Origin of the sequence: Achromobacter aegrifaciens, assembly GCF_902859735.1 — a bacterium.
GTDB lineage: Bacteria > Pseudomonadota > Gammaproteobacteria > Burkholderiales > Burkholderiaceae_B > Achromobacter > Achromobacter aegrifaciens.
Map to the genome: position 1 here is coordinate 245,475 of NZ_CADIJY010000003.1, position 26,874 is coordinate 272,348.

Consider the following 26,874-nt stretch of genomic DNA (forward strand, 5'->3'; position numbering starts at 1 on the left):
TTCAATCGCCCAGCGGCAGGCGGTTTGGACCGCCGCGGTGTTCGTCCAGCGCCAGCTTGATGCGGCGCAGGCGCTCCCGGTTTTCTTCTTGGTTCAGCATGGCCAGTTCGGTCGAGAGCAGGTCTATGGCCAGCATCATCGCGTAGCGCGATGCCGAGGGCTTGTAGATGAAGTCGGTTTCGTCGGTGCGGATGGGCAGCACCACGTCGGCCAGTTCAGCCAGGGCGGAGGTGGCGTCGGTGATGGCGACGATGCGCGCCTGGTACTGCTTGACGATGCGGGCCGCGCCCACGATTTCCGGCGTGAGGCCCGAGGCCGACAGGATCAGCACCGCGTCGCGTTCGTCCAGCGTGGCCGCGACCATGCGCAGCAGCACCGCATCGCTGTACACGGCAATGGGATAGCCCAGGCGCACCAGGCGCGACTGCACTTCCTGCGCCAGCACGGCCGACGCGCCGCCCATGCCGAAGACGTAGATCATGCGCGCGCCGTCCACAATGCCGGCGGCCGCCTCGAACAGTTGCTCGGTGAAGTTGGGCAGGTGGGCGCGCAGCGTGCTTTCGATGTCGGCGTAGATGCGGGCGTAGAAGGTGCTTTCCTCGGTTGGCGCGCTGGGGTCCAGGAAGCGGCTGCCCACTGTGCTGGCCTGGGCCAGCTTGAGCTTCAGGTCGCGGGTGTCGTCGCAGCCGACCGTGCGCGCGAAGCGCGAGATGGTGGCGATGCTGACGCCGGCCTTGGCCGCCAGCTGGTCGACGGTGGCGCTGGCGCCCCAGATGATGTCGTCCAGGATGGCGTCGGCGACCTTGCGTTCGGTCACGCTCAGCGAGTCCCGCCGACTGCGTATCTGGAAGACGATGTCGCGGATGATGTTCATGTGGGCTTCCTGGATCTGTTCTGGACTGGGCGGTTATCAGGCGGCCAGCTCGGCGTCGCCGATGCGCGAACACGCCACATAGTGGCCCGGGCCGACATTGGCGGCCTGCGCCTCGGTGGTTGCGCAGCTTTCGATGGCGTAGGGGCAGCGGGTGCGGAACACGCAGCCGGAAGGCGGGTTGACCGGGCTGGGGATGTCGCCCTTCAACAGGATACGCGAGCGCGGCGCGCGCGGGTCCGGCACCGGCGCGGCGGACAGCAGCGCGCGGGTATAGGGATGGCGGGGGCGGGCGTAGACCTCACTGGTCGGGCCGCGTTCCATGACACGGCCCAGGTACATCACCACGACCTCGTCGCACAGGTAGTCCACCACCGCCAGGTCGTGGGCCACGAACAGCATGGTCAGGCCCAGGTCGCGCTGCAGGTCCTGCAGCAGGTTCAGCACCTGCGCCTGCACCGACACGTCCAGCGCGGACACCGGCTCGTCGGCCACGATGAAATCGGGCTCGACTGCCAGCGCGCGGGCGATGCCGATGCGCTGGCGCTGGCCGCCGGAGAACTCGTGCGGATAGCGGCGGCTGTGGTCGGCGTTCAGGCCCACGCGTTCCAGCAGCTCGCCGATGCGGGCCATGCGGCGGTTCTGGGCAAGCCGGTGGGTGTCCAGCGCTTCGCCCAGGATCTCGGCCACCGTCATGCGGGGGTTGAGGCTGGCGTAGGGATCCTGGAACACGATCTGCATGCGGCGGCGCCAGGGCAGCATCTGCTTTTCGGACAGCTTGGTGATGTCCTGGCCGTCGAACAGGATGCGGCCGGCGGTGGGCGCGAACAGGCGCAGCAGGGCGCGGCCGGTGGTGGTCTTGCCCGAGCCGGATTCGCCGACCAGGCCGACGATGGTGTTGCGCGGCACGTCGAAGCTGACGCCGTCCACGGCCTTCACGACCGGCGCATGGCGCGCCTGCGAGGTGGGGAAGTGGACCTTCAGGTCCTGGATCCGCACCAGCGGCTCCTCGGCGCGGATGGGAATGGGGCTACTCGTCATATCGGATTCACCTTGATGCAGCGCGCGCGGTGGTCGGTCTGCACCGGCATGAGTTCGGGTACGGCGGCGCGGCAGTCGTCGGCAGCCAGCGGGCAGCGCGGCGCGAAGGTACAGCCGGCCGGCAGCGACAGCACGCTGGGCACGTTGCCCGGGATGGCGCGCAGCCGTTCGCCGGAGGCCAGCAGGGCGGCCGTGGGGATGCAGGACAGCAGACCGCGGGTGTAGGGGTGCGTGGGCTTTTCGAACAGGTCGTAGACGCCGGCGTCCTCGACCACGCGGCCCGCGTACATGACCGCCACGCGATGCGCGATCTCGGCCACCACGCCCAGGTTGTGCGTGATGAACAGGATGCTCATGTTCATCTCGGCCTGCAGCCGGCGCAGCAGGTCCAGGATCTGCGCCTGCACGGTCACGTCCAGCGCGGTGGTCGGCTCGTCCGCGATCAGCACGGCGGGGTTGCACGCCAGGGCCAGCGCGATCATCACGCGCTGGCGCATGCCGCCCGACATCTGGTGCGGGTACTCGTTGATGCGCCGCTCGGCCGCCGGGATTTCGACGCGTTCCAGCATTTCACGGGCGCGCCGCATGGCCGCGTCGCGGGAGCCGCCCTCGTGCTGCAGCACGGCTTCGGCGATCTGGTCGCCCACCGTGTACAGCGGATTCAGGCTGGTCATGGGCTCCTGGAAGATCATGGCGATTTCGGCGCCGCGGATCTTGCGCAGGGTGGCGGGCGAGGCCTGGGCCAGGTCGTGCTGCGCGCCCTGGCGGTCGCGGAACAGGATCTTGCCGGCCTCGATGCGACCCGCCGGCTTGGGCAGCAGGCCCATGATGGACAGGCTGGTCACGGACTTGCCGGAGCCGGACTCGCCGACGATGGCCAGCGTTTCGCCGCGGGCCAGGTCGAAGGTAACGCCGTCCACGGATTTGGCGATGCCGTCGCGGCTGTGGAACCAGGTCTTCAACCCTTCCACGGAAAGCACGACGTCTCGGGTGCTTGCGGTCATGATTACAGCTCCTTGCGCAGGCGCGGATCGAGGACGTCGCGCAGGCCGTCGCCGACCAGTTGCAGCGACAGCACGGACAGGACGATGGCGATGCCGGGGAAGATCATGATCCAGTCGGCCGAGCCCATGTACTGCTGGCCGGCGTTGATCATGGTGCCCCAGGTGGGGATGTCGGGCGACACGCCCACGCCCAGGAACGACAGGCCGGCTTCGGCGAGGATCGCGTAGGCGAAGATGAACGTGCCCTGCACCAGGATGGGCGACACCAGGTTGCGCAGCACGTGCACGGTGACGATGCGCCAGGTGGGCACGCCCAGCGCGCGGGCGGCTTCGACGAAGGGCAGTTCGCGGATCACCAGGGTCGAGGCGCGCACGATGCGCGCCAGGCGCGGCGTGTAGACGATGCCCAGCGCGATCACCACGTTGACCAGCGACGGCCCCAGCGCGGCCACCAGCGAGATCGCCAGCAGGATGTCGGGAAAGGCCATCATGGCGTCGATCAGGCGCGACACGAACTTGTCCGCCGTGCGGAAGAAGCCGGCGATCAGGCCCAGCGCGATGCCCAGGATGCTGGACACGATCACGACGGAGAAGCCCACCATCAGCGAGAGGCGGCCGCCATGGATGACGCGGCTGAACACGTCGCGGCCGAAGTCGTCGGTGCCGAACCAGTGCGCGGCGCCCGGCGCCTTCAACCGGTTCATGATGGACAGCTTGAACGGATCGTAGGGGCTGATCCAGGGCGCCAGCAGCGCAGCCAGGACCAGCACGACGATCACGATCAGGCTGATCAGCACGGTCTTGCGCGACACCAGCAGGCGCAGGACCTGCCAGCGGTCGGCGCCCGCGCCGGAATTAGCGGTAGTTGCGATAGCCATATCAGTAGCGGACCCGGGGATCGACCAGCAGGTAGAGCAGATCGATGAAGAGATTGATCAGGACGTAGATGGCCGCGATGATCAGCAGCGCGCCCTGGATGACGGGGTAGTCGCGGCGCAGCACGGCCGACACCACCAGGCTGCCCACGCCGGGCAGGCCGAACACGGTTTCGGTCACGACCGCGCCGCTGATCAGCAGCGCCGTGGTCAGGCCCAGCACCGTCAGGATCGGGATCAGCGCATTGCGCACGGCGTGCTTCAGGATCACCTTGCTTTCGGGCAAGCCCTTGGCGCGCGCGGTGCGCACATAGTCGTCGCGCAGCACGTCCAGCATGCTGGCGCGGATGAAGCGGGTGATCAGCGCCGAGTTCACCAGGCCCAGCACCACCGCGGGCAGGATCAGGTGCGACAGCCGGGTCATGAGCGAGGCGTCGGGGCCGCCATAGCCGGCCACGGGCAGCCATCCCAGCTTGACCGAGAACACCTGCATCAGCAGCAGCCCGAGCCAGAAGCTGGGCACGCTGGAGGTGAACATCGAGAACGACAGTACCGACTGGTCCAGCGTGGTGCCGCGTTTGACCGCGGACAGTATCCCCACCGGCAGCGCGATGGCGCTGGCGATCAGCAGCGACATGAGCGTCAGCAGGATGGTGGGTTCGGCGCGGTCGGCCAAGGCCGACAGCACCGGCTTGTTCATGAAGATGGATTGGCCCAGGTCGCCTTGGGCCAGCTTGCCCAGCCACGAAACGTACTGCACGGCCATCGGCTGGTCCAGCCCGAGCTGGGTGCGCAGGGCGGCGATGTCCTGCTGGCTGGCCTGCGGACCCAGCATCACGGCGGCGGGATCGCCTGGCGTGACGCGGATGATCACGAACACGATGGTCGCGACGATGAACATCACGGCCACCAGCCCGACCAGCCGGTTTAAGAGATAACGCAACACGATGGATGTCCTAAAAAAGCGTCGTATCGTGGGGAGGGGCGGCGCGCTTGTTGGAAGGGCGCGCTCTGCGGGTCATGCATTGATGCGTGGAGCGCGGCAGGAGGTCTTGTGTGCGCCTTTGCCCTGCCGCGCTACGCCATTACTTGGACTTCCAGGCGTTCCAGAAGTAGGGCCACGGCACGGCCTTGGTGCCTTGCAGCGACGGCGAGCGCGCGGCCTGGGCGTTGAAGTCGCCGACCTTGATGAAGGGCACTTCGTCGTACACGGCCTGCTGCACATCGGCCCAGCGCTTGATGCGCTCTTCCTGGTTGCTGGCCTGGTTGAAGGCGTCCAGCGCCTGGTTGCGGCGGGGGGTGTCCCACCAGCCCGGCGCGTCCTTGGACGGGAAGTCGATCAGGGCGGGTTCAGGCAGGAAGGGGCTGTGCGTGATGAAGACGTCCCACAGGGCCGGGTCCTGGCGGCGCTGCGTCAGCGTGGCCCAGTCCACCACCTGCATGTCCACGGTGAAGCCCGCGGCCTTCAGGTATTCGGCGGCGACCAGCGCCATCTTGTAGTGGAACTCGTACTGCTGGCTGGTCAGGATGCGGATCTTGCGGTCCTGCACGTTGGCGCCATCCACCAGCTTCTTGGCGCCGGCGGCGTCGCCCTTGTTGTAGACCTTGCCGCCCAGGGACGTGGCCCAGGGATAGCCCTCGGGATACAGGTCGCCGTTGAGCTTGTAGAAGTTCTTGTCGCCGAAGGCGGCGTACAGCATGTCTTCTTCGTTCAGCGCCAGCTGCACGGCCTGGCGGACCGCCAGGTTCGACATGATGCCTTGCTTGGTATTGAGCACCAGGCGCGGCCAGCCGAAGGGCTTGAGCATGACGGGGTCGGAGCGGCCGTTCTTGAGCTTGGGCAGCGATTCCACCGGCAGCGAGTCGACGTAGTCGAACTGGCCGGCCACCGCGCTTTCGACGCGGGTGTTGGCGTTGCTGACCGGCACGAAGCGGATCTCGTCCAGGTACTGCTTGCGCGCGCCGCCAAAGCCGTCGGGCTCGCCTTCGCGCTGCTTGTAGCCTTCGAAGCGGACCAGCTGGATGTACTGGTCGGGCACGCGCGCCTTCAACTGGTAGGGGCCGGTACCGACGAATTCGGTCAGGGCCGGAGCGATCTTGCCCTTGGGCATGATGACGGCGGCGCTGTTGTTCATGGCCAGCAGCGCGGTCAGGGGCGCATAGGGCTGCTTGAGCGTGATGCGGATGGTGTTGGCGTCCGGCGCTTCCATGCCGGTGATGATCTTGGCGGCCATCTTGCCGCGCGTGGCGGTCTCGGTCCAGCGCTTGAGCGAGGCCAGCACGTCGGACGAATCCATCTTGGATCCGTCATGGAAGGTGATGCCCTGGCGCAGCGGGATCGTGTAGGTCAGCCCGTCGGCGGAGACTTCCGGCAGCTTGTCGGCCAGGAGCGGGGTCAGGTTCCACTTGCCGTCGAAGGTGTACAGCGTTTCGAAGAAGTGCTGGGTCAGGATGCCCACCAGGTCGGCCGTGCTGGTCATCGGATCCAGCGTAGGCGGCTCGCCTATGGTGGCAACCGAAATCGTGCCTCCCTTGATCGGCGTGGCACAGAGGGCGGGGGTCGACAATGCGGTCAAGCCAATTGCGCCGGCCAGCAGCAGGCTATTGAGCCCACCGCCTCGCCGGGAGGTACGGAAGTTCATGATTCTCTCTCCAGAGGGTCAAAAACGGGTTTTGCTTGTAGTAATTAGAGGTTTGCGCCGGAATCCCGCGATTCCTCCTGCCCGCCGGGTACCGGCGCGGTGCGGCGGGCAGGGCCGTTCAGAAGAAGGTTTCGGCCACGTCGGTGACGCGGTATTGCTCGTCCACCAGCAGCACCTGGCGCCACTTGTCGAAGGTCAGGCACGGGTGGGAAATATCGAAGGCGATCATGTCGCCGACCTGGATGTCGTCGCCTGCGCCGATCTGCATGAAGGCGTGCTGGTCCATCATCGCGCTCAGCTTCCAGTGGCCGGGAGCCTGGCCGGGCGCGGCGTCACGGCCGGGGCGGTACAGCGCGGCGGGCGTGGGCAGGCCGGCGTCGAAGGCGGCGTCGCGCTTGCCCATGGCGACGATGGCGCGGCCCGGTTCGGGCAGAGACTGCACGTAGGCCCAGACCTGCAAGGCCGGCTGCAGGCCGGGTTCCATCTTTTGCGCGACCGGATTGTGGGCGTTGATGCGCTCGGCGGCCGAGCGGTAGATGCCGACGTCGTGCGACAGGTAGCAGCCAGGGCGCAGCACGATTTCCAGCGGCGCGCCGATGTCCAGTTGCGAGAATTCTTCGGCCACCACGTCGAACCAGGCGGAGCCGGCGCCAGAGATCAGGGCGGGGCCGTTCTTGCGCAGGCGGCCGGCGGCGGCGAGGCCGCGCAGGGCGTCGGCGGCGCGGCGCAGGAAGGCGCGGATGGCGTCTTCTTCCTGCAGCACGCCTTCGTAGACTTCGATGCCGGCCAGGGCCAGGCCGGGCCATTTGCCGATTTCGTCGACCAGCGCCCGCAATTGGGCGTCATCGCGCACGCCGGTGCGGCCACCCTGCGGGCCCAGCTCGATCAGCACCGGCAGGGTCAGGCCTTGTTCGCCGAAGTAGGCGCCCAGCTGGGCCGCGTTGGCCGGGGAGTCCACTATGCAGAAAAAGGTGAAGGCCGGGTCGCGCAGCAGGTGCGCGATGATGGCCATGTTGGCGCGGCCCACCAGCTGGTTGGCCATCAGGATCCGGCGCACCCCATGCTGGTAGGCGGCCCGGACCTGCGGGGCGGTTGCCAGCGTGATGCCCCAGGCGCCGCCGGCGATCTGGCGCTGGAACAGAGCCGGGCTCATGGTGGTCTTGCCATGGGGCGCCAGCTTGACCTTGTACGCTTCCATGAAGCGCTGCATCCATTGCAGGTTGTGGCGCACGCGGGCTTCGTACAGCACCGCCACGGGCAGGCTGACGTCCTCATTGAGCAGGTTCCAGTTCAGCGCCGCCACGCCGGCGGTGGTACAGGATTCCGGAAAGGCGCCCAGGCCTTTGCCGTTCACGTCCAGGGGGGCTGCGGGGAAGGAGGAGTTCGTCATGGGGGCGCCTGCTATGGAAAATATTTACGTCAAACCTGGTTTTTTTCATTATCGTGAAAATAATTTACAAGCGGGAGTTAGGAGTTTCCCGTAGTCGGCGCTGGCCGGCGGTTGGCGCGACAATAGGAAAAACCTCCGACACAAGGAAGCGTCATGCTGAAAGTTGCTTTGGGCCAGTTCGCCGTCAGCCGCGTCTGGGAAGAAAACGCCCAGGTCTGCATAGACTTGATGGAACGCGCCCGCGCCGGCGGCGCCGGCCTGCTGGTCTTGCCCGAAGGCATCCTGGCCCGCGACATCACCGATCCGCAGATCGTCCTGAAGGCTGCCCAGCCGCTGGACGGCCCCTTTATGAGCCGCCTGCTGGAAGCCAGCCGCGGCTCGCAGTTGGCGACCATGATGTGCGTGCATGTGCCGACCGGGGAAGGGCGGGTCTGGAACACGCTGGTGACGCTGCAAGACGGCAAGATCCTGTCGCAATACCGCAAGCTGCACCTGTACGACGCCTTCAACATGAAGGAATCCACCAACGTCACGCCCGGCGTCGACATCCCGCCGCTGCTGGACATCGGCGGCCTGCGCGTGGGCCTGATGACCTGCTACGACGTGCGCTTCCCCGAACTGGCGCGGCGCCTGGCGCTGGACGGCGCCGACCTGCTGGTGCTGCCGGCGGCCTGGGTTCGCGGCCCGTTGAAGGAAATGCACTGGGAAGTGCTGGTCACGGCGCGCGCGCTGGAAAATACCTGCTATGTGGCTGCCACCGGCGAATGCGGCGAACGCAACATTGGCTGCAGCATGGTGGTGGATCCGCTTGGTGTGGTGACGGCGCGGGCGGGCGAAGCCCCGGCTCTGGTTTTCGCCGATATCGACCCCGAACGCCTGGCCCATGCCCGCAAGGTATTGCCGGTGCTGGCGAACCGCCGCTTCGCGCCGCCGGGACTGGCCTAGGACCGCTAAGGGAGGCAGGCCCGCGCCATGGTGTAATGCTGGCTTGAATTACTTGCTGTCTCCCCTCATCTTCTGCCAATGAGCAACGATCTCTTCGCGGCCGATCCTGCGCATCGGCCCTATGTGCCCCTGGCCGAGCGGCTGCGCCCGCGGACCCTGTCCGACGTGGTCGGACAGTCGCATCTGCTGGGGCCCGACAAGCCCCTGCGCGTCGCCTTCGACTCGGGCCGGCCGCATTCCATGATCTTCTGGGGGCCGCCAGGCGTGGGCAAGACCACGCTGGCGCGCCTGATGGCGGACGGCTTCGACGCGCAGTTCATCGCCATCTCGGCGGTGCTGGGCGGGGTCAAGGACATCCGCGACGCGGTCACCGTGGCGCAGGTGGCGCAGGGCCAGGGACGACGCACCATCCTCTTCGTCGACGAGGTGCACCGCTTCAACAAGGCGCAGCAGGATGCCTTCCTGCCCTATGTGGAAAGCGGGCTGTTCACCTTTATCGGCGCCACCACCGAAAACCCCTCGTTCGAGGTCAATTCGGCGCTGTTGTCGCGGGCGCGGGTGTACGTGCTGCAATCGCTTACCGCCGAGGAGCTGCAACAGCTGGTCGACCGCGCCGTGCAGGCCCTGAACGACGGGCTGGAAGAGGGCGAGCGCATCCATGTCGAGGCCGACGCGCGCGAACAGCTGGCGGCCTGGGCCGACGGTGACGCGCGCCGCCTGATCAGCGCCGTGGAAGTGGTGGCCGAGTCGGCCCAGGCCGCCGGCCGCGATACGGTGGACGCGGCCTGGCTGGAGATCTCGCTGTCGCAGAACCTGCGCCGCTTCGACAAGGGCGGCGACGCGTTCTACGACCAGATCAGCGCACTGCACAAGTCGGTGCGCGGCTCCAACCCAGACGCCGCGCTGTACTGGTTCTGCCGCATGATCGACGGCGGCGCCGATCCCAAATACCTGTCGCGCCGGCTGGTGCGCATGGCGGTGGAAGACATCGGCCTGGCCGATCCCCGCGCCACCGACCTGGCCGTGAACGGCGCCGATATCTACGAACGCCTGGGCTCGCCAGAAGGCGAACTGGCCCTGGCGCAGGCGGTGGTCTACATGGCCTGCGCGGCCAAGTCGAACGCCGTCTACAACGCCTACAACCAGGCGCGCAAGTTCGCGGCCGAGCACGGCAGCGCGCCGGTGCCGATCCACCTGCGCAATGCGCCCACCAAATTGATGAAGCAGCTGGGCCATGGCAAGGCCTACCGCTACGCGCACGACGAGCCGCACGGCTACGCCGCCGCCGAGCAATATTTCCCCGATGGACTCAATCCCTCCTTCTATCGGCCGACCGATCGCGGCCTGGAGGCTAAAATCCAGCAAAAGCTGGCATTCCTGCGCGAGCTGGACGCACAGGAACGCGCCAAGAAACGGTAACGGGCGTCGCCCGTTGCTTCACGCAACCTCACCGATATCACCATGCTAGACCCGATACTGCTGCGCAAAGACCTGCAAACCGTCGTAGACCGCCTCAAGAGCCGTGGCGTGTCCTTCGACACGGAACGGTTCAATGAGCTGGAATCCCGCCGCAAGGCCGTCCAGACTGAAACCGAGTCCCTGCAAGCCCGCCGCAACGCGCTGGCCAAGCAGATCGGCCAGCTCAAGGCCAAGGGCGAGGACGCCAGCGCCGTCATGGCCGAATCGCAGGCCGTGCCCGTGCGCCTGAAGCAGCTGGAAGAAGAGCTGGCCGCCTTGCAGCAGCCGCTCAATGAACTGCTGATGTCGGTGCCCAACCTGCCGCACGCCAGCGTGCCGCTGGGCGAATCCGCCGACGACAACGTCGAAGTGCGCCGCTGGCTGCCGGGCGCGGCCGGCGCCGACGGCAATCCGCCGGCCCTGGCGTTCGAGGCCCGCGACCACGTCGCCATCGGCGAGCCCCTGGGGCTGGACTTCGACATGGCCGCCAAGCTGTCCGGCGCCCGCTTCTCGTTCATGCGCGGCCCGATTGCGCGCCTGCACCGTGCGCTGTCGCAGTTCATGCTGGACCTGCAGACGGGCACGCACGGCTACACCGAGTGCTACACCCCCTACATCGTCAATGCCTCGACGCTGTACGGCACGGGCCAGCTGCCGAAGTTCAAGGACGATATGTTCGCGGTGTCCAAGGGCGGCGGCGACGACGATCCCAAGGTCGACGACCAGGGCAAGCCGTACGTGCGTGAAGACCAGTACCTGATCTCCACCTCGGAAATCACCTTGACCAGCGTGGCGCGCGACACCATCCAGGCCGCCTCCGACCTGCCGCTCAAGCTCACGGCGCACACGCCGTGCTTCCGCTCGGAAGCCGGCAGCGGCGGCCGTGATACCCGCGGCATGATCCGCCAACACCAGTTCGACAAGGTTGAAATGGTGCAGATCACCCAGCCCGATCAGTCCTACGAGGCGCTGGAAGACATGGTGGGCCATGCCGAGCGCGTGCTGCAACTGCTGGGCCTGCCCTACCGCGTTGTGCTGCTGTGCACGGGCGACATGGGCTTCGGTTCGGCCAAGACCTATGACCTGGAAGTGTGGCTTCCCGCGCAGAACACCTGGCGCGAGATTTCCTCGGTGTCGAACTGCGAAACCTTCCAGGCCCGGCGCATGCAGGCGCGCTTCCGCAATGCCCAGGGCAAGCCGGAATACGTGCACACGCTCAACGGTTCGGGCCTGGCCGTGGGCCGCGCGCTGGTCGCCGTGCTGGAAAACCACCAGCAGGCAGACGGCAGCGTGCTGATTCCGGAGGCGCTGCAGCCTTATATGGGCGGCCTGACGGTGCTGAATCCGGCACCGAAAGCCTGACGCTTTTCAGCTGTCCATCCGTCATTTGGCGGAGTAAAAGACGGAGCCTTCGGGCTCCGTTTTTTTTTATTATCTGTACATATTCCTGTCGCCTCGGGCCTTTAAGCTGCCTGCGCGAGTGTTTGATTATGATGTGAGCAATTGTGTATTCCAATAAAAGGGCCGGATAGTTACGGCACAATATGCCCCGTGTGCTACACGCTTCATTCACTTAAATAACAAGGAGTTGCCCATGACTTCAAGAATGATTGGAGATTTTCGTGTGAGATGCTCCGTGGCTCAGGAAGACGAGCAGGGCTACCGTGTGCAGATATGGACGCGCCGGGTTGGCGGCACCGCGCCGGAAAAGTGCTGGACCGTGCCCGGACAGGCGCCGTTTTCGAGCCTGCACGAAGCCGAGCAGGAAAGCCTGCAACTGTTCCAGGGCATCAACGGCGTGCGTTTCAACGGTGAACCGGAGTTTGCCCATGCGTCCGCATAATGGTTGGTGGCGGTCGTCGAGCGAGCCCCGCCGTTGGATCGATCTCGTTCAGGAAACGCCGCGGTGGAGCGATGCCAAAGCCAGCAAGGCTCCGCAGCAACCGGTGGTGTTGGTCGGCAAACCCGTGCAGGCTCCTGCGGCCTGAGGTGCTTTCCGCGCGGCACCGGACATTGCCCCGCAGAAAAAAAGGCCACTCGCAAGAGTGGCCTTTGCTTTTTCTGGCGCCTGGCGGCCGTCACGCATTAATCGCGGTCATGTCCGCGGCCGCGGCCGTGGTGGTGGTCATGTCCGCGTCCGCGGCCATAGTAATAGCCGCGGTCGTAATAGCGGCCGCCGCCGCGGTAATACACCGGCGCCGGGTAGACCACCGGCGGCGCGACATACACCGGCGCGGGGCGGTAATAGACGGGCGGCGGGGGCGGCACATACACGGGCTGCGGCGCGACGTAGACCGGCGCGGGGTATACGATCCCCGGTATGCCGATCGAGATGCCGACGTCCACGCGAGCCAGGGCGACGCTGGAGATCAGCAGACCAGCGGCACCAGCACCAGCGATAAGCCATTTTTTCATCTTGCACCTGCCTGCCGCTTGACGCAGCAAAGTTGAGTATTCGTTGATGCCATTTTCGGGCTTTTCGATCAGGCAGACGTAAGCGGGCCCGCGTCAATCGCGACAATCCGCAACCGTCCCCGCCCATATGGCATGCGGCTTGCTGCTACGCAACAGCGTGAGTCCGCTCTGATGCGGCCGCGATTGAAATGGATTGAAATCGCCTGGAATCAGGTGAAGCCGGGTGGCCAGGTTACAGGCAGTCACCATCCGCCCCTGTTTCCGCGTAACGACGTTGCGCGGGCGCACCAGTTTTTTGGGGCAGGAGCTAGGCGTCCCGCTCCCCATCGGCCTGTTGGCGACGGAATTCGACCACCCAGACCCACGGGTTCGCTGCCCAGGCGTGCGAGCCGTAACGCTCGCACCAGGTCAAGGCGAAGGCGGTCTGCAGCGGCACGCCCGGCAACAGGGCGGAGCTTTGGTACAGGGCTTGCGTGCCTTCGGCGCGGGCATCGGCTTCGGACAGGGTTTGCAGGCGCTGGACGCGCACCCCCACGATAACGGCGGTGGCGAAGGTATTGCCGGCTTCGTCGGTCAATTCGATACTGTCGCCGGATTTTCCAAATGGGCACCTGACCCAGCTGGAGGTCTTGCGCAATTCGGATGGATTATCCAGCGACGGGCCCATGGCCACCCATCTGCCGGAATCCGCGGCGTCCGCATACCAGACCGTGGTCAGTTTGGTCGGTTGCGGCTTCAGGATGCGCCGGCTCTGCACTTTACGGCCGTCCAAAACAGCTTGTTTAAGCGGCTCGCTGAATTGAAGAGACTGCCTTTTCATACGCTCGCGGTTCCTCCAACGGTCAAAGCATATGCGCCAATGCGGCGACAGCCTGGTCGACGCATGCCTACTGTGCGGGCGGTTTGGGCCTGGAATCGGGAAGTATGCCGCCTCAAGGCCATCATGTCAGGCATGAGCTGGATTTATGTGTCTTTTTGAATACGGCGCGGGGATGTTTGTATACTCGAAACATGACTACGAACCTGCATGATCTCAAGCCGGGTTACTACTGGTACACCATGGCAAATGACCCGCTCGCCATCATTCATATCCATGAGGATGGCGGCGCCACGCTGATGGGTACGGATTACCGCATCGGCGCCGAAGGCGTGGCCGACATGGTCCGCCAGGGTGAACGTTTCTTCTGGATAGAACCGCCCCAAGCCTGAGCTTGATGGCGCGTGCCGCCTGGTCTGCGCAAGGCCGGCCGCCACGCGCGGCGCCTGGAATCCTGCCATGACCAATCTGTTTTTGAAGAATGTCCGCGCCCCGCAAGGAGGCCCGGTGGACGTGCTGGTGCGCGACGGGCGCATTCAGGGTATCGGGCCGGGCCTCGCCGCCGCGCCCGGCATGCCTGTCGAGGACGGCGCAGGCGCCTTGCTGCTGCCTGGCCTGGTCGAAGGCCATACTCACCTCGACAAGACCACCTGGGATTCGCCCTGGTACGTGAACGAAGTGGGCCCGGCGCTGACCGACCGCATCGAGAACGAACGCGTCTGGCGCGCCCGCAGCGGCCATGACGCGGCCAGCCATTCGCGCGCCCTGGCGCTGGCCTTCCTGCGCGAAGGCACGACCCGCATCCGCACGCACGTGGACATCGATACCGACGCCGGGCTGCGCCATCTGGAGGGTGTGCACGCCACGCGCCAGGAGCTGGCCGGACGCGTCGAGATCCAGACCGTGGCCTTTCCCCAGTCGGGCCTGCTGGTCCGGCCCGGCACGGCCGAGCTGCTGGACCAGGCGCTGGCGCAGGGCGCGGATGTGCTGGGCGGGCTGGATCCCTCGGCCATCGACCGCGATCCGGCGAGGTCGCTCGACGTGCTGTTCGGCCTGGCGGACAAGCATCACAAGCCCGTCGATATCCATCTGCACGAGCCGGGCGAACTGGGCGCCTTTACCCTGGACCTGATCCTGGACCGCGTCCAGGCGCTGGGTATGCAGGGCAAGGTTGTCATCAGCCACGCCTTCTGTCTGGGCGGCGTCGACGCCAAGCGGCTGGACGGCCTGCTGCGGCGGCTGGCCGCGCTGGACGTGGCCTTGCTGACGACCGCGCCGCCGTCGCGGCCCGTGCCGGCCGTGCGCGCCTGCCGCGAGGCGGGGGTGACGATCTTCGGCGGCAACGACGGCATCCGCGATACCTGGACGCCTTACGGCAGTCCCGACATGCTGGCGCGCGCCATGCTGATCGGGCTGCGCAACGACCTGCGGCGCGACGACGAGGTCGAATGGGCGTTCGATTGCGTGACCGCCGCCGCGGCCCGCGCCTGTGGTTTCAGGGACTATGGCCTGGCGCCGGGCGCGCGCGCCGACCTGGTGCTGGTCGACGCCAGCTGTATTGCGCAAGCCGTGGCAACGCGCGCGCCGCGCCGCCTGGTGGTGTCGGGCGGCGTGGTCGTGGCGCGCGACGGCCGCGACGCAAACGCACAGGGCTGATCTTCCGCGCTCAGTCCAGGCCGAGCTGGGTCTCGGCCATTTCCACGAAGGCCTGCATCAGCGCCGAACGCACGCCGGAGCGCAGCCAGACCGCGCCCACGGTGCGCACCGGGCATGGCGGCGGCAAGGGCCAGCGCCTGACGCGGGCTGACGGTTCACCGGTGGTCGCCCAATCCGGCAGCAGCGCCACGCCCAATCCTTCCGACACCAGTTTGGCAATGGAATCGATTCCATCCAGCTCGAAGCGCACGTGCGGCCGCAGGCTGCGCGCACGCAGGTAGTCGTCGGCCATCTTGCCGCCCACCACGCTGCGGTCATAGCAGATGTAGGGTTCGCGAGCGATGACTTCCAGCGGATCGCGCACCTTCATGTCGGCCGGCGTGACCAGCACCAGCGGTTCTTGCCGCAGGTCGCGCCAGGCGCAGGTCTTGGGGATGGCGAATAGCGGATGCACCAGCAGCGCGCCGTCCAGTTCGCCGGACAGCACCTTGCCGTAGAGCAGGGTGGTGGGCGCGGGTTCTATGTAGATTTCAATGTGGGGATGGCGCGCGGTCCAGGCGCGCAGCACGGGCGGCATGATGCCGGTCAGCGCGGTGGGCGTGGCGCCCAGGCGCAAAGGGCCCGCCGGCAGTTCGGTGTCGGACGCGGCCGAACGCAGGTCGCGCACGTCGCGCAGGATGGCGCGGGCGCGCTCCAGGATCCGCATGCCGGCCTGGGTGGGCTTCACGGTGCGGCCGGAGCGCGCGATCAAGGCGCTGCCCATGTCCGCTTCCAGCGCGCGCAGGCGCTGCTGCACCGTGGCGGGCGTCAGCCCCTGGTGGCGCGCGGCCTGGGCGATGGAACCCAGCTCCACCACGTGCACATAGGTTTGCAGAAAGCGCGAATCCACGAACCAGCTTCTCCTGAAAAGATGCTTTTTCCATATTCTAAAGATGGATGAAGATAATTGTTGTTTTCTTTTGCCGGGGCAAGAATACGTTCAGAGCGTTGAGGCCCCGCAAGCCGCGCAGGCCCCGCCCGACCATCCCGATTACCAAGGAGCCAGTTGTGCCCATCATTGAATCCATAGACGTGTGCGCCGCCGCGGTGCCCCTGGACAAGGTCACCTCGTTTTCGAACCGCACCGTGTCCACGCGGCACTACGGCCTGGTGAAGGTCCGTTCCTCCGACGGCGTGGAAGGCATCGGCTTCTGCTACGTGGGCAGCGCCGGCGGCGCCATCTTCGAAGCCGCGGTGCAGAACCTGCTGGGCCCCGTGCTGCTGGGCAAGGATTCGCTCGCCGTCGAAGGCCTGTGGCAGGCGATGTACCAGGAAGCCCTGCTGCAAGGCCGGCAAGGCACGGTAATGCGCGCATTGAGCGCCCTGGACATCGCGCTGTGGGACCTGAACGCCAAGACCGTCGGCCTGCCGCTGCACAAGTACCTGGGCGCGGTCGAGCTCGAAACCGTGCCGGCCTATGCCAGCGGCGGCTATTACCTCGACGGCAAGACGCCCCAGCACCTGGGCGAGGAAATGGCGAGCTACGTGGACAAGGGCTTTCGCGCCGTGAAGATGAAGACCGGCCGCCTGTCCCCGGCCGAGGAAGAGGCGCGCCTGAAGGCGGCGCGCGAGGCCATCGGCCCCGACGTCGAGCTGATGATGGACTGCAACAACGCCTGGCAGGACGTGACTCAGGCCATGCAGTACATCCGCCGCTTCGAACAGTACGATCCGTACTTCATCGAAGAACCCTTCGGCCCCGACGACATCGACAGCCACGCCAAGCTCGCGCGCCTGACGCGCCTGCCCATCGCCACCGCCGAGATTGGCTACGGCCGCTGGTATCACAAGGAGCTGCTGGACAAGGGCGCAGCCGGCATCCTGCAGACCGACGCCGCCGTCTGCGGCGGCATCACCGAATGGAAGCGCATCGCCGCTACCGCTGCCAGCTACGGCGTCGTGGTTTGCCCGCACTGGTTCCATGACGTGCATGCGCCGCTGGTCGCCGCGACGCCGAATGCACGCTACGTCGAATTTTTCTGGGACGATCAGGTCCTGAACTTCCGCAGGCTGGTCGACCGCCAGTTGACGCACAAGCAGGGGCGCGTGGTGTTGCATCAGGAGCCCGGCCTGGGCTTCGGCTTCGACGAGCGCATGGTCGAGCGCTATGGCAAGTGGAGCCGGGTCGCTGGTTGAGGGCAGGGCGCGCGGCCTGCCGGCCGCGCGCAGCAGCGCAGGAGCATCGCAGCCAGGCCGCGCCAGACGGCCGCTTGCGGTGAGCGGTGACAGAGTTTCGAGAACCAGTCGCCGGCCATCGGACCGGCGCGCGAGGAGACAGCAATGCAACGTAGGCAATTCATGACCGGCGCCGCGGCGCTGGGAGCCGCGCTGGTCCTGCCGGCGGCGGCGCGGGCGCAAGACCTGCCGCAGGGGCCGGTGAAGATCGTGGTGGGCTTTCCCGCCGGCGGCGGCACCGACGTGCTGGCGCGCCTGCTGGGGCAGAAGCTGGGCGTGATGTGGAATATTCCCGTCATCGTCGAAAACCGCGCGGGCGCGGCCGGCATCATTGCCGCCGAACAGGTGGCGCGCCAGCCCAACGACGGCAACACGCTGTTGATGGCGCACGTCAACAGCCACGGCATCGCGCCGGGCCTGCAGCCCAAGCTGGCCTATTCGGTGGACCGCGACTTCACGCCCATCGCGCTGGTCGGAAAGACGCCCACCATCCTGATCGGCGGCGCCTCTCAGCCCGCCAAGACGCTGCCCGAGCTGGTCGCGCTGTGCAAGGCGCAGCCGGGCAAGATCGTGTTCGGTTCGGCCGGCAGCGGTTCGGCGCAGCACCTGGCGCTGGAGATCTTCAAGGCCCGCGCCGGGATTGATGTGCTGCACGTGCCCTACAAGGGTTCGGCTCCCTTGATGAACGACCTGCTGGGCGGCCACGTGCAGTACTGCTTCGAAGGCATGACCACCGCCACGCCGCTGGTGCAGTCCGGCAAGGTGATCGCGTTGGCGCAGACTCTGCTGCAGCGCTCCAAGAGCCACCCCAATGTGCCGACCGTGGCCGAACAGGGCTATCCCGGCTTCGAGGCCAGCATCTGGTTCGGCATGGTCGGTCCGGGCAAGATGCCCGCCGCCATGGTCCAGCGCATGAACCAGGACATCGACCGGGCGCTGGCGATGCCGGATGTGCAGGAAAAGCTGGCGCAGGTGGGCGCGGAGGATGGCGGCGGCAGCGTCCAGCGCTTTGCCGACTTCATGAAGCAGGAGCAGCAGAAGTACGCCCAGACCATCCGCGACGCGAAGATCGTGGCGGAAGGCTGAAACGGCGGCTGCGAGCGGAAATTGATGGAGACACTGCCCCCTCAAAAAGTGTAAAAAGATATAACCTCGCCAGCCGGCGATCCCTGGGGACGGCCTCGATGCCGCGCAAGTTTGTAATCGGCATCGCCATCGCTCTCGCCGCCGCCGCGGCGCTGTTGCCCATCGGCTTCGCGCTGCACATGTCCTGGTCCCGCGCCGTCGCGGGCGAACAGCGCTATCTGGACGACCAGGCCCAGCGCATCCTGAGGGACACGCAGGACTTGCTGGACCAGACCGTGACCACGCTGCGCGATCTGGACGGGCTGGCATTCGAACCCTGTTCACCCCAGCATATCCGCCATATGCGGGCCCTGGCCCTGAGGGACCGGGCCGTGGACGATCTGGCCTACGTGGCGGGCGGCATCGTCCAGTGCACCACCTGGGGCGTGCCCAGCTACGAAGAGCCGCTGGTTCCGGCCCAGGTCGAACTGGCCAATGGTGGACGCCTGTTGCTGGACGCAGTGCCCGTCTTGAGCCCCGGCATCAGGATGGTGGCCGTGCGCCACGGCGATTACAGCGCCTTGTTCGAACCAGGCCGGTTCACCGAAAAGGCGCTCACGGACGGCGCGCAACTGGCCGTGGTCCTGCCGGGCGTGGGCATGCTGGGCACCCGCAACGACCCCGATCTCGTGCTGGTATCGCAGGCGCTGAATGGCGGCAAGCTGGACATCGACGAGGCCTATCTCAGCGCCGTCGCCCGCAATGCGGACCTGGCCGTCGTCCTGCTCGAACCTCAAACCGAAGCGCTGGACATGCTGCCGCGCGAACGCCTGTTCTGGTTGCCCATGGGGACGCTGGTCGCGGCGGCCATGATCGCGCTGGTCGTCTGGCTGTCGCGCCGGCGCCTGTCGATCGCGGGCGAATTGGCCGCCGGCATCAGGCGGCGGGAATTCGTCGTCCACTACCAGCCCATCATCGACCTGCGCACTGGCCGCTGCATCGGCGCGGAGGCGCTGGTGCGTTGGATCAGGCGCGGCGGCAAGACCCTGAGACCTGATCTGTTTATCTCGATCGCCGAGGACAACGGCCTGATGGCCCGCATCACCGAAGAGGTGTTTCGCCTGGTGATCCGGGATATGGAGGATCTGCTGGGCGAGGACCGGGGGGCGCACATCTCGGTCAACCTGAGCGCCAGCGATCTCAAGGATGGCGGGGCGTTGCGGGTGTTGCAGCGCATGCTGGAAGGCACGGTCATCGATCCCCGGCAGATTTGGCTGGAAGCCACCGAACGCGGCTTCATGGACGTGGACAAGGCCTGCAGCGTGATCGAACAGGCCCGGGCGCAAGGCCATGCCGTGGCCATCGACGACTTCGGCACGGGTTACTCCAGCCTGTCCTATCTGCAGCGGCTGCCGCTCGACTCGCTGAAGATCGACAAATCCTTCGTCGACACCATCGGCACCGATTCCGCGACCCACAAGGTCACGGACCACATCATCGACATGGCCAAGTCGCTGAACCTGTTGACCGTGGCCGAAGGCATCGAACGCCAGGAACAGGAAGACCACCTGAAAGCGCGCGAGGTGGATTTCGGCCAGGGCTGGCTGTACGGCAAGCCCATGCCGGCGCCGGAGTTCATCGCTTACTACAAGAAAAACGTGGCCAGCACGCCGCCGCCCAGCCGGCTGCCCGACGCGCGGAGGTGAGGGCGGCAGAAGCGCCTAGCGCGCCTGCGGCTCCACCCAGCCTGCCGTTGCCGAGATCGAGCGGGCTTTTTCACTGAGCAGCCGCGCCGTGTCGGATTGCAGGTCGTCGTCGATGGCGCCCACCGGGCCCATCAGCGTGATGGCCGCCTTCATCTCGCCCAGCATGTCGAAAATGGGCGCGGACAGCGACGTGAAGTGCGGCAGCAGCGCGTCGCGGCAACGGCTGAGGTGGTGTTCGAGCACTTCCTCGCGGATGGCCTGCACGTCCTTTTGCGTGTAGGACTTGCCGCCATATCCGTCCGAACCGGCCGAGGCCATTTCCTGTTCCAGCAGTTCGCGCGTGCTGGCTTCCGGCAGGTGCGCCAGGAAATTGCGGCCCAGCGCCGAGGACAGCAGCGGCAGCACGCTGCCCACGCGCAGTTCCAGCAGGGGGCGGCTGCGGGCGCCTTCGACGCGGTAGACGATGGTCGGGCCCTTGTTGCCCCAAACGCCCAGGAACACGGTGTGGCCGGTGACCGCGGCCACTTCGGCCATGATGGGCCGGGCGGTGGTGAATACGTCGAACTGTTCCAGGGCCGCCAGGCCCAGCCGCAGGGCATAGGGACCCAGGCCGTAGTGGCCCGTATCCGCGTGCTGCTGCACCACGCCGACCTTCTGAAAGCTGACCAGGTAGTAGTGGACGTTGGGTACCGTCAGTTCACAGGCATCCGCGATTTCCTTCAGGGGCAGGGGGCGGCCGGCCTTGCGGATGACGTCCAGGATCCGGAATCCCACTTCGATCGACTGGATGCCCCTGCGCGCGGCGGCAGGCGCCTGTTCCGCGTTCTTTTCCATCTTGCCGGCGGGCCTTGCCATTGCTGCCTCCACTGTTTTTCTGGCGGGAGTGTAGCAGCGGGGCGGACCCTCACCGCCCGGGCGCGCGGGCGGCTTCGCCGGGTTTCCCCTAGTTTTTCAGGCCCTGGGTTAAGTTTGATAATAGTTAATGAATACAGCATTATCAATCTAAAGCGATTGGGGAAAGCAAGCATGGAAGCGAATGTGGCAATGCCGCGGATCGACGCCGGTCCGACGCTCAGCAGGAAAGAGGAACGCCAGGTGGTGGTGGCCTCGACCCTGGGCACCTTGTTCGAGTGGTACGACTTTTTCATTTACGGGACCCTGGCCGTCTTCATGAGCCAGGTGCTGTTCCCGCAGGACAACCCCACGGTGGCATTGCTGGCCGCGCTGGGCGCGTTGGCGGTGGGCTTCATCATCCGGCCCCTGGGCGCCGTGATGTTCGGCTACCTGGGCGACAAGCTGGGCCGCAAGTACACCTTCCTCATCACCGTGGTGATGATGGGCGGCGCAACCGTCCTGATCGGCTGCCTGCCCACCTATGAATCGGCCGGCCACTTGTCATGGATCCTGCTGCTGACCCTGCGCGTGGTGCAGGGCCTGGCGGTGGGCGGCGAGTACGGCGGCGCGGTCATTTATGTGGCCGAGCACTGCGAGCCCAAGCGCCGAGGCCTGCTGACGGGCTGGATCCAGATCACGTCCTCGGCGGGCCTGATCCTGTCCCTGATCGTGATCCTGTGCACCCAGGCATCCATGAGCGCCGAGGATTTCCGCCAGTGGGGCTGGCGCCTGCCGTTCATCCTGTCGATCGTGATGCTGGCGATTTCGATCTACGTGCGCGCCAAGCTGCACGAGTCGCCCGTGTTCACGCGCATGAAGCAGCAGAACCGCCTGTCCAAGAACCCGGTCAAGGAGACCTTCGGCCAATGGTCCAGCCTGCGGCTGGTGCTGCTGGCGCTGATCGGCGTCACCGCCGGCCAGGGCGCTACCTATTTCACCGGCCAGTTCTACGTCATGATCTTCATGCAGCAGGCCGTGCAACTGGACCAGACCAGCGTCTACACGCTGATCCTGATCGGTTTCATCATCGGCGCGCCGACCTTCGTGCTGTTCGGCTGGCTGTCGGACCGCATCGGCCGCAAGTGGATCATGATGGTCGGCTTGTTCGTCGCGGCGCTGGGCTACCACTCCATGTTCGACGTGCTGCTCAAGGCGGGCAACCCGGCCCTGGCGCAAGCCATGCAGACCACCCCGGTGCGCGTGCATGCCGACACCAGCGGCGGCGCCTGCGATTTCGGACTGCAGGCCGCCATGATCGGTAGCCACGCCGACCACAAGAAGGTCTGCGTGCAGGCCAAGAAATTCCTGGTCGGCAAGGGCATCAACTTCGAATACGCCGCGCCGCTGCCCGGGCAGAGCATCGCCATGAGCGTGGGCGGCACGACCGTCAACGGCTTTGACCGCGCCGCCTACACCAGCGCGCTGACGGCCGCCGGCTATCCGGAGCGGGCCGACCCCGCACGCGTCGACCGCACGACCATCATCCTGATCCTGGTGCTGATGACGGCCGTGGTCGCCATGGTCTACGGCCCGGTGGCGTCCTATCTGGTCGAACTGTTCCCGGCCCGCATCCGCTATACGGCGCTATCCTTCCCGTACCACATCGGCGCCGGCATCTTCGGCGGCATCGTGCCCTTTACCGCCACCTACCTGGCTCAGGCCAGCGGCAATATCTTTGGTGGCCTGATGTATCCGGTCGTCGTGACCGCGGTGGTCGGCGTCATCGGCAGCCTGTTCCTGCCGAACACCCGCGCCCGCGCCATCGACGAAGACGCTGCACACTGAGAAAGAGGAGAGACATGTCCACGCAACAGAGCTTCAAGGCTGCCGTCATCCAGGCGGCCTCCATTCCCACCGACAGCGTCGCCTGCGCCGAAAAGGCGGCATCGCTCATTCGCCAGGCGGCCGAGCAGGGCGCCCGCGTGCTCGTGTTCCCCGAGGCGTTCCTGGGCGGCTATCCCAAGGGCAACTCCTTCGGCGCGCCCATCGGCATGCGCAAGCCCGAAGGCCGTGACGCCTTCGCCAGCTATCACAACCAAGCCATCCGGCTGGATGGCGAAGAGGTCGCGCTGGTGGCCCAGGCCGCGGCCGACACCGACAGCTTCGTGGTCATGGGCTGCATCGAGGCCGATGGCGGCACGCTGTACTGCACGGTGCTGTACTTCAATGGCCGTGAAGGGCTGGCGGGCAAACACCGCAAGCTCATGCCCACCGCCGGCGAACGCCTGATCTGGGGCTTCGGCGATGGTTCCACCATGCCCGTCTTCGACACGCCCTACGGCAAGATCGGCGCGGTCATCTGCTGGGAAAACTACATGCCCATGCTGCGCATGTACATGTACAGCCAGGGCGTGGCGCTGTATTGCGCGCCGACTGCCGACGACCGCGATTCCTGGATTCCCAGCATGCGCCACATCGCGCTGGAGGGGCGCTGCTATGTGCTCACGGCCTGCCAGCATCTGCGCCGCGATGCCTATCCCGGCGATTTTGAATGCGCGCTGGGCGACGCGCCCGACACCGTGCTGATGCGCGGCGGCAGCGCCATCATCGATCCGCTGGGCGAAGTGCTGGCAGGGCCGGATTTCTCAGCCGAGACCATCCTGTACGCCGACATCAACCCCAACCAGATCCTGCGCGGCAAGTACGACTTCGACGTCTCGGGCCACTACGCCCGCCCCGACGTGTTCCAGCTGCAGGTCGACACCCGTGAAAAGCGGGCCGTCTCGGCGCTGAATGCCGGGGAGGCTTGAATCATGCATTTTGATTTCAGCGCCTTGCCGACGCAGACGGTCTACAACGTGCTGACCTCGACCGTCACCCCGCGCCCGATCGCGTGGCTTACCACCATTTCGGACAAAGGCGTTGTCAACGCGGCTCCCTTCAGCTTCTTCAATGTCATGGGGCCTCAGCCGCCGACGGTCGCCATCGGCCTGATGCGCCATGCCAGCGGCGAACTGAAGGATTCCGGCGCCAACATCATCGAGAACGGCGAGTTCGTGGTGAACCTGGTGCCGGAGTCGCTGGTTGCGCAGATGAACCAGACCTGCGCCGATTACCCGGCGGACGTGGACGAGATGGCGGCGGCCGGCCTGACCGCGCTGCCGGCGACACACGTGCGTCCCCCGCTGATCAAGGGCAGTCCGGTGTCGCTGGAATGCGTCAGCCAGGCAACCATCGTGACCGGCCCGCGCCAGCTCGTGGTGATCGGCCGGGTGCTGGGCGCGCACATCGACGATGCCTATGTGCAGGACGCCGAGCGCGGCTACATGGACACGCCGGCCATGGGGCTGATCGCGCGCATGCACGGCGGCGGCTGGTACGCGCGCAGCACGGACCTGTTCCAGTTGGCGCGGCCAACGGCGCCCTTGTGATAGTCAGGCGGGGCGGCCCCGCCTTCGCTTGCTGCAATCCGATAGCGCTTCAGCAGGTTGAGGACATCGCCGGCGAAATTCCGGTCTCGAAAAGGCATGGGAGACGCCGATCTTCCTGTCTTGACAGGTATTGCCTCGCTCTGAATACTCCTGGCGCGCCGATGGGGGGGCTCGAGTCTGCGGCTTGCCATATGGTGCCAAAGTGACATGGGTCCATATCTGGCGATGGGGCGCTGTCGGGCCATTTCGATGCTCGCCCCGGTGGGGCTGCACTTCGGATCCCTCCGTCCGGCCACCGGCTCAAGGCATCTACCCATGAACGGGGTCCAAACCCAACGCATTAGGCAACTGCCAGCCGAGGACCCCGGAGCCATCCGAAGCGCAGCCCCACCGGGGCGAGCATCGGAATGGCGCAGGGCAGCCTCGGCGGCTAAAGGACTCTGGCATCCGCAAGCTCGAAGCCCTACCGCCCCGCACTTCGGTTTTGTGAGGCAGCGTTCTTGAGTCGCCGCCGTCCGGACTGCGGAATTCCGATGCTCGCCCCAGTGGGGCTGCGCTTCGGATCCCTCCGTCCGGCCACCGGCTCGCGGCATCTGCCCATTACGGGATCCAAAACCAACGCATTAGGCGCCTACCAGCCGAGGACCCCCGGAGCCATCCGAAGCGCAGCCCCACCGGGGCGAGCATCGGAATGGCGCAGGCTTGCCTACACGCAAGCCGGCGCGCGCCGAGCCTGTGCGTTTTTAGTTTTTATGAAGTCCGAAGGAAAAAGAAAAAGGCCAATCCCGAGGGATTGGCCTTTTTTGCAATACTTGGCGGAGAGGGTGGGATTCGAACCCACGGTACGGGGATACCGTACGCCTGATTTCGAGTCAGGTACATTCGACCACTCTGCCACCTCTCCGTGGCTGGGTTTCGTAACGGTGGTGTTCCTGGCTGGCCTGGGTTACCCCAAGGGCCGGGTCTTCCACTAAAGATCCCTGGTCGGAAGGATCTTCGTTGTCGAAGCAGCGAAGCCCGCAATTCTACAGGATTTTTTTTGTTTGTGTAAAGGGGGTGGTTGAAAGTCCCCCACAGCGGGTTTCAACCGGCTTTCAGCGGCGGCGATCTTTGCCCAGAATTCCGACATGCCCGGCGTCCCTGCCCGGCACTCTTCTCTTCTCGGCGCTCATCCCGGAACCGCTAGTCCCATGGATCTCATCCTTATCCTTTTGCTTGCGGCCGTGCTGTGCGTGCCCCTGACCCAGCTGCTGGGCCTGGGCGCGATCCCGGGCTATCTGCTGGCCGGCGTGCTGGTGGGGCCGTCCTGCCTCAGGCTCGTCACCAATGTGGACACCATGATCAATGTGTCCCAGTGGGGCGTAGTGATGATGCTGTTCATCATCGGGCTGGAGCTCTCGCCCAAACGCCTGTGGGCCATGCGCAACGAAGTCTTCGTGCTGGGTTCCTTGCAGATGCTGGCCTGCGGGCTGCTGCTGGCGGTGGTGTTCGGCGCGGCGCTGCGGCATCTGGCCGGCATGGAATGGCAGGCGGCAATCCTTTGCGGGCTGTCGCTGGCCCTGTCGTCCACGGCGGTGGCCTTGCGGCTGCTGGACGAACGCGTGCTGACGCGCACGCCCCTGGGCAGGTCGGCGCTGGGGATACTGCTGTTCCAGGACATGGCGGCGATCCCGATGCTGGTGGCGGCGGGCCTGCTGGGTTCGGATGGCGCCTCGGCGCCTTCCTTCAAGGAGGCGCTGATCGCCGTGGTGGTGGTCGCGGCGGCGTACCGGCTGCGGCTGCTGGGCTGGGCTGCCAAGGCGCAGTTGAATGAATTGTTCACGGCCGCCGCCCTGCTGATGGTGGTGGGCGCTGCTCAACTGTTCGACTACGCCGGCCTGTCCGCGGGCCTGGGCGGGTTCCTGGTGGGCGTGCTGATGGCCGAGTCGCGCTATCGGGATGACCTGGAAAAGGCCATCGACCCGTTCAAGGGGCTGCTGCTGGGCCTGTTCTTCGTAGCCATCGGCATGTCCGTGAATCTGAAGGTGGTGGCCAACCACTGGCCCTTCATTCTTGTAGGCGTATTCGCGCTGCTGCTCGTCAAGGCCTTGATTCTGTACGGCTTTTCGCGCTTTCTGGGCCTGCCGCGCTATCACCGCCTGCTATTCGCGCTGGCGCTGGCGCAGGGCGGGGAGTTCAGCTTCGCCATCTTCAACGAAGCCTGGGACAACAATCTGATGAACCTGGAACAGCGCGACTTGCTGTCCGTCATCGTGGCGATTTCGATGGGCGTGGTGCCGATGCTGATCAAGCTGCTGGAACGCATACCCGAGAACCGGGGCGGCATGGCCGATCTGCCGGCAGCGGAACCGGTACAGGACGAGGCGCCGAAACCTCCCGCGCCGCGCGATCCTCCTCCCGCTGCTTGACCCTGCGTGCCGTACGGGCATGGCATGATTGCCGTCATGCCGGGCAGCTACACTTGACCCTTGCTTGGCCCGTCCAATGTGCCCGACCACAGGAGAATGCTC

General features: G+C 66.1%; 24 protein-coding genes and 1 tRNA gene. 13 read left to right on the forward strand and 12 right to left on the reverse strand.

Annotation, left to right across the window (positions count from 1 at the left end):
• Position 1: 1 nt before the first annotated feature.
• From HV766_RS11150 to HV766_RS11180, 7 genes are all read right to left on the reverse strand, one after another.
• On the reverse strand, positions 2-874 hold the full coding sequence (locus HV766_RS11150) for a MurR/RpiR family transcriptional regulator (protein WP_054450103.1): 873 nt from the start codon (positions 872-874) through the stop codon (positions 2-4).
• Between the two features lie 36 nt (positions 875-910).
• Entirely contained in the window at positions 911-1,912 is a 1,002-nt protein-coding gene (locus HV766_RS11155; RefSeq protein ID WP_054450105.1) for an ABC transporter ATP-binding protein, read from the reverse strand.
• A complete protein-coding gene (locus tag HV766_RS11160; protein WP_054450107.1) occupies positions 1,909-2,916 on the reverse strand; it encodes an ABC transporter ATP-binding protein in 1,008 nt (335 codons plus the stop codon). Before HV766_RS11160 ends, HV766_RS11155 begins: the two co-directional genes overlap by 4 nt.
• Before the next feature lie 2 nt (positions 2,917-2,918).
• Complete coding sequence (locus tag HV766_RS11165) at positions 2,919-3,794, reverse strand: ABC transporter permease (RefSeq protein WP_054450108.1); 876 nt, start codon at positions 3,792-3,794, stop codon at positions 2,919-2,921.
• A gap of 1 nt (position 3,795) precedes the next feature.
• Positions 3,796-4,737 carry an ABC transporter permease gene (locus tag HV766_RS11170; protein ID WP_054450111.1) on the reverse strand — a complete coding sequence of 314 codons (942 nt, stop codon included), beginning with the start codon at positions 4,735-4,737 and terminating at the stop codon, positions 3,796-3,798.
• A gap of 139 nt (positions 4,738-4,876) precedes the next feature.
• Entirely contained in the window at positions 4,877-6,433 is a 1,557-nt protein-coding gene (locus tag HV766_RS11175; RefSeq protein ID WP_054450112.1) for an ABC transporter substrate-binding protein, read from the reverse strand.
• 118 nt (positions 6,434-6,551) lie between these two features.
• Positions 6,552-7,823: an amino acid deaminase gene (locus tag HV766_RS11180; protein ID WP_054450114.1), complete on the reverse strand. Its 1,272-nt coding sequence runs from the start codon at positions 7,821-7,823 to the stop codon at positions 6,552-6,554.
• A 153-nt stretch (positions 7,824-7,976) separates the two neighbouring features.
• Between HV766_RS11180 and HV766_RS11185 the strand changes: the two genes are divergently transcribed.
• The 4 genes from HV766_RS11185 (at position 7,977) to HV766_RS11200 (ending at position 12,069) form a co-directional block, all read left to right on the forward strand.
• A complete protein-coding gene (locus HV766_RS11185; RefSeq protein ID WP_082400636.1) occupies positions 7,977-8,768 on the forward strand; it encodes a deaminated glutathione amidase in 792 nt (263 codons plus the stop codon).
• A 78-nt stretch (positions 8,769-8,846) separates the two neighbouring features.
• Positions 8,847-10,187: a replication-associated recombination protein A gene (locus HV766_RS11190; RefSeq protein ID WP_054450116.1), complete on the forward strand. Its 1,341-nt coding sequence runs from the start codon at positions 8,847-8,849 to the stop codon at positions 10,185-10,187.
• Between the two features lie 42 nt (positions 10,188-10,229).
• Positions 10,230-11,588 (forward strand): serine--tRNA ligase, encoded by a 1,359-nt coding sequence (gene serS / locus HV766_RS11195; RefSeq protein WP_175181159.1) that lies wholly within the window; start codon positions 10,230-10,232, stop codon positions 11,586-11,588.
• A 232-nt stretch (positions 11,589-11,820) separates the two neighbouring features.
• Positions 11,821-12,069, forward strand: a complete 249-nt coding sequence (locus HV766_RS11200) for a hypothetical protein (protein WP_082400638.1) — start codon at positions 11,821-11,823, stop codon at positions 12,067-12,069.
• A 242-nt stretch (positions 12,070-12,311) separates the two neighbouring features.
• Here the strand turns inward: HV766_RS11200 and HV766_RS11205 are convergent, their stop codons facing one another.
• On the reverse strand, positions 12,312-12,641 hold the full coding sequence (locus tag HV766_RS11205) for a virulence factor (RefSeq protein WP_119450778.1): 330 nt from the start codon (positions 12,639-12,641) through the stop codon (positions 12,312-12,314).
• Between the two features lie 307 nt (positions 12,642-12,948).
• Positions 12,949-13,461 (reverse strand): ASCH domain-containing protein, encoded by a 513-nt coding sequence (locus HV766_RS11210; protein ID WP_175159468.1) that lies wholly within the window; start codon positions 13,459-13,461, stop codon positions 12,949-12,951.
• Between the two features lie 191 nt (positions 13,462-13,652).
• On the opposite strand from HV766_RS11210, the gene HV766_RS11215 reads away from it, so the two are divergent.
• Both HV766_RS11215 and HV766_RS11220 read left to right on the forward strand, forming a co-directional pair.
• Positions 13,653-13,850 carry a hypothetical protein gene (locus tag HV766_RS11215; RefSeq protein ID WP_013391913.1) on the forward strand — a complete coding sequence of 66 codons (198 nt, stop codon included), beginning with the start codon at positions 13,653-13,655 and terminating at the stop codon, positions 13,848-13,850.
• A 67-nt stretch (positions 13,851-13,917) separates the two neighbouring features.
• Positions 13,918-15,114, forward strand: coding sequence for an amidohydrolase family protein (locus HV766_RS11220; RefSeq protein ID WP_119450779.1), 1,197 nt, complete (start codon positions 13,918-13,920; stop codon positions 15,112-15,114).
• 10 nt (positions 15,115-15,124) lie between these two features.
• On the opposite strand, the gene HV766_RS11225 is transcribed toward HV766_RS11220, so the two are convergent.
• The gene (locus HV766_RS11225) at positions 15,125-16,003 is read right to left on the reverse strand and encodes a LysR family transcriptional regulator (RefSeq protein WP_054450126.1); all 879 of its coding nucleotides are present in this window, start codon (positions 16,001-16,003) and stop codon (positions 15,125-15,127) included.
• Positions 16,004-16,161: 158 nt separating this feature from the next.
• On the opposite strand from HV766_RS11225, the gene HV766_RS11230 reads away from it, so the two are divergent.
• The 3 genes from HV766_RS11230 (at position 16,162) to HV766_RS11240 (ending at position 20,099) form a co-directional block, all read left to right on the forward strand.
• Positions 16,162-17,289, forward strand: coding sequence for a mandelate racemase/muconate lactonizing enzyme family protein (locus tag HV766_RS11230; RefSeq protein WP_054450128.1), 1,128 nt, complete (start codon positions 16,162-16,164; stop codon positions 17,287-17,289).
• 144 nt (positions 17,290-17,433) lie between these two features.
• A complete protein-coding gene (locus HV766_RS11235; protein WP_054450130.1) occupies positions 17,434-18,414 on the forward strand; it encodes a Bug family tripartite tricarboxylate transporter substrate binding protein in 981 nt (326 codons plus the stop codon).
• A gap of 98 nt (positions 18,415-18,512) precedes the next feature.
• Positions 18,513-20,099 (forward strand): EAL domain-containing protein, encoded by a 1,587-nt coding sequence (locus HV766_RS11240; protein ID WP_054450132.1) that lies wholly within the window; start codon positions 18,513-18,515, stop codon positions 20,097-20,099.
• 15 nt (positions 20,100-20,114) lie between these two features.
• On the opposite strand, the gene HV766_RS11245 is transcribed toward HV766_RS11240, so the two are convergent.
• A complete protein-coding gene (locus tag HV766_RS11245; RefSeq protein ID WP_054450135.1) occupies positions 20,115-20,954 on the reverse strand; it encodes an IclR family transcriptional regulator in 840 nt (279 codons plus the stop codon).
• Between the two features lie 171 nt (positions 20,955-21,125).
• On the opposite strand from HV766_RS11245, the gene HV766_RS11250 reads away from it, so the two are divergent.
• The 3 genes from HV766_RS11250 to HV766_RS11260 are packed head-to-tail and all read left to right on the forward strand — an operon-like array spanning position 21,126 to position 24,364.
• Complete coding sequence (locus tag HV766_RS11250; RefSeq protein ID WP_054450137.1) at positions 21,126-22,778, forward strand: MFS transporter; 1,653 nt, start codon at positions 21,126-21,128, stop codon at positions 22,776-22,778.
• A gap of 14 nt (positions 22,779-22,792) precedes the next feature.
• Positions 22,793-23,743, forward strand: a complete 951-nt coding sequence (locus tag HV766_RS11255; RefSeq protein ID WP_175181160.1) for a carbon-nitrogen hydrolase family protein — start codon at positions 22,793-22,795, stop codon at positions 23,741-23,743.
• 3 nt (positions 23,744-23,746) lie between these two features.
• Positions 23,747-24,364 carry a flavin reductase family protein gene (locus tag HV766_RS11260; protein ID WP_054450141.1) on the forward strand — a complete coding sequence of 206 codons (618 nt, stop codon included), beginning with the start codon at positions 23,747-23,749 and terminating at the stop codon, positions 24,362-24,364.
• A gap of 813 nt (positions 24,365-25,177) precedes the next feature.
• Here HV766_RS11260 and HV766_RS11265 read toward each other — a convergent pair.
• Positions 25,178-25,268: transfer RNA gene (locus HV766_RS11265), tRNA-Ser, on the reverse strand.
• A 286-nt stretch (positions 25,269-25,554) separates the two neighbouring features.
• Here HV766_RS11265 and HV766_RS11270 point away from each other — a divergent pair.
• Positions 25,555-26,772 (forward strand): cation:proton antiporter domain-containing protein, encoded by a 1,218-nt coding sequence (locus HV766_RS11270; protein ID WP_054450164.1) that lies wholly within the window; start codon positions 25,555-25,557, stop codon positions 26,770-26,772.
• The last annotated feature ends 102 nt before the right edge of the window (positions 26,773-26,874 follow it).

Bases quoted from the DNA above. Each gene is read 5' to 3' on its own strand.
- HV766_RS11150 (WP_054450103.1), bottom strand. From the start codon at position 874: ATGAACATCATCCGCGACATCGTCTTCCAGATACGCAGTCGGCGGGAC.
- HV766_RS11155 (WP_054450105.1), bottom strand. From the start codon at position 1,912: ATGACGAGTAGCCCCATTCCCATCCGCGCCGAGGAGCCGCTGGTGCGG.
- HV766_RS11160 (WP_054450107.1), bottom strand. From the start codon at position 2,916: ATGACCGCAAGCACCCGAGACGTCGTGCTTTCCGTGGAAGGGTTGAAG.
- HV766_RS11165 (WP_054450108.1), bottom strand. From the start codon at position 3,794: ATGGCTATCGCAACTACCGCTAATTCCGGCGCGGGCGCCGACCGCTGG.
- HV766_RS11175 (WP_054450112.1), bottom strand. From the start codon at position 6,433: ATGAACTTCCGTACCTCCCGGCGAGGCGGTGGGCTCAATAGCCTGCTG.
- HV766_RS11180 (WP_054450114.1), bottom strand. From the start codon at position 7,823: ATGACGAACTCCTCCTTCCCCGCAGCCCCCCTGGACGTGAACGGCAAA.
- HV766_RS11185 (WP_082400636.1), top strand. From the start codon at position 7,977: ATGCTGAAAGTTGCTTTGGGCCAGTTCGCCGTCAGCCGCGTCTGGGAA.
- HV766_RS11190 (WP_054450116.1), top strand. From the start codon at position 8,847: ATGAGCAACGATCTCTTCGCGGCCGATCCTGCGCATCGGCCCTATGTG.
- serS (WP_175181159.1), top strand. From the start codon at position 10,230: ATGCTAGACCCGATACTGCTGCGCAAAGACCTGCAAACCGTCGTAGAC.
- HV766_RS11200 (WP_082400638.1), top strand. From the start codon at position 11,821: ATGACTTCAAGAATGATTGGAGATTTTCGTGTGAGATGCTCCGTGGCT.
- HV766_RS11205 (WP_119450778.1), bottom strand. From the start codon at position 12,641: ATGAAAAAATGGCTTATCGCTGGTGCTGGTGCCGCTGGTCTGCTGATC.
- HV766_RS11210 (WP_175159468.1), bottom strand. From the start codon at position 13,461: ATGAAAAGGCAGTCTCTTCAATTCAGCGAGCCGCTTAAACAAGCTGTT.
- HV766_RS11215 (WP_013391913.1), top strand. From the start codon at position 13,653: ATGACTACGAACCTGCATGATCTCAAGCCGGGTTACTACTGGTACACC.
- HV766_RS11220 (WP_119450779.1), top strand. From the start codon at position 13,918: ATGACCAATCTGTTTTTGAAGAATGTCCGCGCCCCGCAAGGAGGCCCG.
- HV766_RS11235 (WP_054450130.1), top strand. From the start codon at position 17,434: ATGCAACGTAGGCAATTCATGACCGGCGCCGCGGCGCTGGGAGCCGCG.
- HV766_RS11240 (WP_054450132.1), top strand. From the start codon at position 18,513: ATGCCGCGCAAGTTTGTAATCGGCATCGCCATCGCTCTCGCCGCCGCC.
- HV766_RS11245 (WP_054450135.1), bottom strand. From the start codon at position 20,954: ATGGCAAGGCCCGCCGGCAAGATGGAAAAGAACGCGGAACAGGCGCCT.
- HV766_RS11250 (WP_054450137.1), top strand. From the start codon at position 21,126: ATGGAAGCGAATGTGGCAATGCCGCGGATCGACGCCGGTCCGACGCTC.
- HV766_RS11255 (WP_175181160.1), top strand. From the start codon at position 22,793: ATGTCCACGCAACAGAGCTTCAAGGCTGCCGTCATCCAGGCGGCCTCC.
- HV766_RS11260 (WP_054450141.1), top strand. From the start codon at position 23,747: ATGCATTTTGATTTCAGCGCCTTGCCGACGCAGACGGTCTACAACGTG.
- HV766_RS11270 (WP_054450164.1), top strand. From the start codon at position 25,555: ATGGATCTCATCCTTATCCTTTTGCTTGCGGCCGTGCTGTGCGTGCCC.